Raw genomic sequence first — 4,682 nt, 5'->3', positions numbered from 1 at the left:
ATACAATCTCGTTCCGTGCGGGCCAAATGGCGCGGGGTGGAGCAGCCCGGTAGCTCGTCAGGCTCATAACCTGAAGGTCGTAGGTTCAAATCCTACCCCCGCAACCACCGTTACTTGCCGAACGCCCACGCCACCCGCGTGGGCGTCGGCGTTTGTGGCTTTCCCCTCGCCGCAGAGCGACAGGATTGCGCCGAGCTCGCCGTAAAGCTCGAGCCGGTTTCCGTCTTTCGTGGGATGGATCACGATCTTCTCGATCAGCCCGCGCAGGATCTCCGCGGCTCCGGCGCGCGCGTCGTCCTGATTGAGCGCTTCGGCCAGGGCCTCCACCTTTGCGCGATAGACCTCGTAGAGGCCCGGATGCAGCGCCACGGGGTCCGGTTCTGGGACGGCCGCAAGGCGCGCCCCCATTTCGGCCTTCTGTGCCTCGAGCCTGTCCATCTGCGCCTTCATCGCGGGATGGAACATGCCCTGGGTGATCGCGGTAACAACATTGGCGATCTCGCGCTCCACCCTTGCAAGCTCGCGCTCCAGCCCGCCGCGCGCGGCGCGGGCTTGCTGACGCTCCTTCTGTGCTTCGCGCTGGTATTCGGCGAGGAACTCCTCCACGAGCTCGGGCGCCATGAGCCGGTCCTTCAGGCCGGCGAGCACACGTTCCTCGACCTCCGCCCGCTTGATCGATCTCCGGTTGGTGCAGGTGCCGCGATTGCGCGCGGCCGAGCAACCGTAGCGGCTGTCGCTGATCATGATGTAGCCCGCGCCGCAGCAGCCGCAGGCCAGAAGCCCGGACAGCAGGTAGCGGGTCCGTCGTGCGCCCTCGATGCGGGGCGCGCCTGGTCCTTCGTCGCGCACGGCCAGTATGTCGTCGCGGATCGCGCCTTGGCGAAGCTTTACGCGCTGCCAGAGTTCGTCGTCGATGATGCGAAGCTCCGGCACATCTTCGGCAATCCAGTCCCCGGGCGGGTTCGGCCGGGCCTGGCGCTTGCCGGTGGCAGGATCCTTGACGAAGTGCTGGCGGTTCCACACGAGCCGGCCAATATAGAGCTCGTTGTTGAGGATGCCGGTGCCGCGCTTCCAGTTCCCCGAGATCGTCGAGAACGACCAGGTCGACGAGCGGGGGCCCGGGACACCCTCGGCATTGAGACCGATGGCGATCGCCCTCGCGCTTTCCCCGCCGGCATAGGCAACGAAGATGCGGCGCACGACTGCCGCCTCGGCCGCGTCGATCGCTCTGTCCCCGGTGGTCAAGCTGCCGTAGGGCAGCGGCTGACGGTCTAGCCGGTAGCCGTAGCTGATGCCGCCCGCCGACTTGCCGGCACGCACACGGCCCTCGAGCCCGCGATGGGTCTTCTGGGCGAGGTCTTTCAGGAACAGGGCGCCCATCGTGCCCTTCAGCCCGATGTGCAACTCGCTGATCGCGCCTTCGGCCACCGTGTGGGTGACGACGCCGTTGAAGGTCATCTGCTTGTGAAACCCGGCAATGTGCTCCTGGTCGCGGCTGATCCGGTCGATGCTTTCGGCAACCACCACGTCGAAGCGGCGGGCACGCCCGTCTTCCAAGAGCCTCTGGAAGCCTGGCCGGAGATGGGACGCGCCGCTCATCCCCATATCGGAATAGACCTCGGTCAACCTCCAACCGCGTTCCTCGACGAGACGGCGACAGATGCGTACCTGGTCCTCGATCGAGGCCTCACGCTGCATCTCGGTGGAGTAGCGGGCATAGATCACCGCGCGCATATCCTGGGCCTTTCCTATGGCTTATAAATCCTGGCCCACCCGATTATGCGCATATTGTGATGCTTGTCCGCAAGTTTCGATTGCAACCCGTTGCAGCATCGCAGAGCTGCACTTCCCCCCAACAGGCAGGCGCTGCTAACTTGATGATGAATGCGGCTTGACGCACCGAACCGACGACGCCAAGTTCTACCAATTGAATTCGTGAGGGAAAGATGGTCGATAGAGCGGCGATTGAAGGTTGGTGTGCAAAAGGGCAGCTGCCAAGCCAAGAGGACTTTTTCAATGCGTTGCTTGATGAAACAGAACTATTTACAGACATTGAGGGCCAACATTGGGATTTTAAAGACCAGTGGCCATTCTCGTATTCAGACAGCTACTTTGGCGGGATTGCTCGACTGATATGCGCTTTCTCAAATTCCGGCGGTGGTCTAATAATATTCGGTGTCAATGACAAAACGAGAGAGGGTGGAAAGAATAGAGTCCGCCCAAACATCGACAAGCTTCAGCTTGCCTTTAATCAGTTGACTGATCGGAGCTTTGAGTTCGACTTTAAGACGTACACCGGACAAAAAGAGACCGACAGGGTAGATGTCTTGCTTGTAAAGCCGCGCGCCCGCCACACAAGGCCACTGCGGTTCAATAAAGGGCTAGATAAATATGCGGCAGATATTACCTGGGTGCGATTAGGAAACGAAGTGCAGAGAGCACAGCCACAACACTACAGTAGCCTCTTTATTTCATCCGAGCCAGACGGGGTGGAAGGCTCAATTCCACCGTCTTCCGCTCAAATTAAGAGATTTATAGGCCGTGTTGAAGCAATGACAGAGCTCTTCGATTGGGTTCAGAACTCAGATGAGCCAAGAACCTACCTATACGGAAAAGGCGGATCAGGAAAAACTACAATTGCACGTGAGTTCGCAAGGTTAGTAAAAACGTCCGGTCGATCCCTGAAGATCGAAGGAACAGATCAAGTCGACATTGTCCTATTTCTGAGTGCCAAAGAGAAAGAGCTCGTATCCGTTGAGGCGGAGATCGTTACGCTAGATGAACCTGATTTCTTTGATGAGGCTACGTTACTAAAGAAAATAATTCAGCTTTCTGGAGGTGAGCCGGACTTAGACAGCACTAGTACTACAAACATACAGGAATATAGAAAGATTCTTTTAGAATATTTTGATCAATTTTCATACCTGATAGTCGTCGACGACATTGATACTCTGACAACAAAGGGAATTGACCCCGGTTCGGACTTCCTATTTAGGGCATTAAGCAGAGCGAAAAAGAGATCAAAAATACTCTACACAACAAGAAATGCGCCGTCGCAATCTCTTCATAACTCTATTGAAGTTCCAGGGCTTTCTGGCGACGATTACGAACATTTCGTCGACGAATGTGTTTCCAGATTCAAGGCTCCGAAACCTGATAAAGAGTTCCGCGAAATTCGACTGCCGAAACTTTCTGAGCGTCGCCCTCTTGTTATTGAGTCTATTATTGCCCTTTCACGTACGGCCGGCGGTTATGAAGGTGCGGAACGACTTTTTTCGTTGAACTTCGGAGAGAATGTTAGAGACTACGTATTTTCCCGTGAATGGGACTCACTGTCTGACGGCTTGGAGAGACCGTTGCTGGCGGTTTTGGCGGACCTCAATAAGCCTGCAACATTTGAGGATATTAAAATAGTTCTGCAGGCTGGAGACTCTACGGTTCGCGATGCAATTGGAGCTGTGCGTGAGATGTTCTTGACCGTGGACGACGCCGGGGAGAATGCACTTTACTCTCTTGCACCCTTGACGCGTGCCTTTGTTAATTCAAAGAAGATTAGTCTAAAGCTTTACCCGGCCGTAAAAACAAGAGTTCAGAACTACCGAAAATCTATAAAAATTACTTCACCAGAAGTTGCCAGATTAATCTCCAGAGTCCGATATCTAGTTCCTCTAAGATTTTCTTATCACACTGATGATAAGCTGCGTGCAGCTTTGCAGATCGTGCGGGATTCTAGACTGGAAGTGCAAGTTACTGAAGATCCTGTATTCCGATCTTTGAGGGGGTATGTGGAGTCTCTTCAATCGCGTCCTAATTTGCCGCTTGTTCGAGATGATTTTTCGTATGCGATCCAGATGAATCATGAACCAGAATGTGAGGAGCTTATGGCATGGTTTGGGGCAGAGAAGCGATCTGGAATAATTGGAGATCAACTTTTTAAAATTACGGACACGGTGATTTCCGGCAGGAAATACACAGAGGACGAAAAAGTTGGCATGATTAGCAGGAAGGCAACAACGGCATATAACCTGGCTAGACAGAAGCTAAGTAGTGACCCGGAGATCTCGTTAAAAGTTTTTCGGGATAGCTTACTGCTTCACCTAAAAGCATTTAAGATAAATGCTCTTTCGGGATCGCCGATGTTAGACGTTTCCGAAAAGTACGCGCGCAATACTTCGGATCAGTGGTTCCGCCTTCTTTCAGAAGAAGAAAAGTGGATCCCATTGCAGAGCCTTGCCGTTCTTGAACGCGACAGCGATGGTTATCTTGATCCTATTTCCGAGCCATTTATACTTTACTTGGGTAGGATGACCCGGAGCGCGCTATTTTCAGGTGAGCGAGCGCGGATGCATAATCAGGCCAAAAGCCTTTTAATGCATACCTTTGATGGCAAGAAGTGGATGGACACAACAATAGTTCCACGGATAGTAGAGTCTCTGACCTCTCTTGTCGAGGCAACCAAGGTGAAAAAGTAAGTCTCCATTTTTTTGAGGTGGCCGAGCGAGGCGGCAAGTTACTTTCTGGGTGGGTCAAAAATGCGCGGTCGGATTCTCCTGCTTTTCGCCCGTGCATTTTTGGCTAGGCTCCAGACCCATTGATTTCCGACTTTCGGCGTGATTCAGGCTCCGCAAGGAGACCTGAGCATGAGCAACCTTTTCTGGCTGACGGACGAGCAGATGGCGCGT

2 protein-coding genes and 1 tRNA gene are annotated in these 4,682 nt (G+C 54.1%); 2 read left to right on the top strand and 1 reads right to left on the bottom strand.

The genetic code is table 11. The annotated features are described in order from the left end of the window. Window positions 1-30 precede the first annotated feature (30 nt). A tRNA-Met gene (locus tag R5H32_RS20705) sits at window positions 31-107 on the top strand. Here the strand turns inward: R5H32_RS20705 and R5H32_RS20700 are convergent. Continuing rightward, window positions 64-1,698, bottom strand: a complete 1,635-nt coding sequence (locus R5H32_RS20700) for a recombinase family protein (protein WP_318340530.1) — start codon at window positions 1,696-1,698, stop codon at window positions 64-66. The genes R5H32_RS20705 and R5H32_RS20700 overlap by 44 nt on opposite strands. Window positions 1,699-1,946: 248 nt before the next feature. On the opposite strand from R5H32_RS20700, the gene R5H32_RS20695 reads away from it, so the two are divergent. After that, window positions 1,947-4,472 (top strand): RNA-binding domain-containing protein, encoded by a 2,526-nt coding sequence (locus R5H32_RS20695; protein ID WP_318340529.1) that lies wholly within the window; start codon window positions 1,947-1,949, stop codon window positions 4,470-4,472. Window positions 4,473-4,682: the final 210 nt, after the last annotated feature.

Source organism: Defluviimonas sp. D31 (genome assembly GCF_033436765.1).
Classification (GTDB): Bacteria; Pseudomonadota; Alphaproteobacteria; order Rhodobacterales; family Rhodobacteraceae; genus Albidovulum.
The sequence above is the reverse complement of the archived record's forward strand: the minus strand, read 5'-3'. Positions and strand labels throughout refer to the sequence as shown.

Coding starts and splice junctions, on each gene's coding strand:
- R5H32_RS20695 (WP_318340529.1), top strand. CDS start 1,947: ATGGTCGATAGAGCGGCGATTGAAGGTTGGTGTGCAAAAGGGCAGCTG.
- R5H32_RS20700 (WP_318340530.1), bottom strand. CDS start 1,698: ATGCAGCGTGAGGCCTCGATCGAGGACCAGGTACGCATCTGTCGCCGT.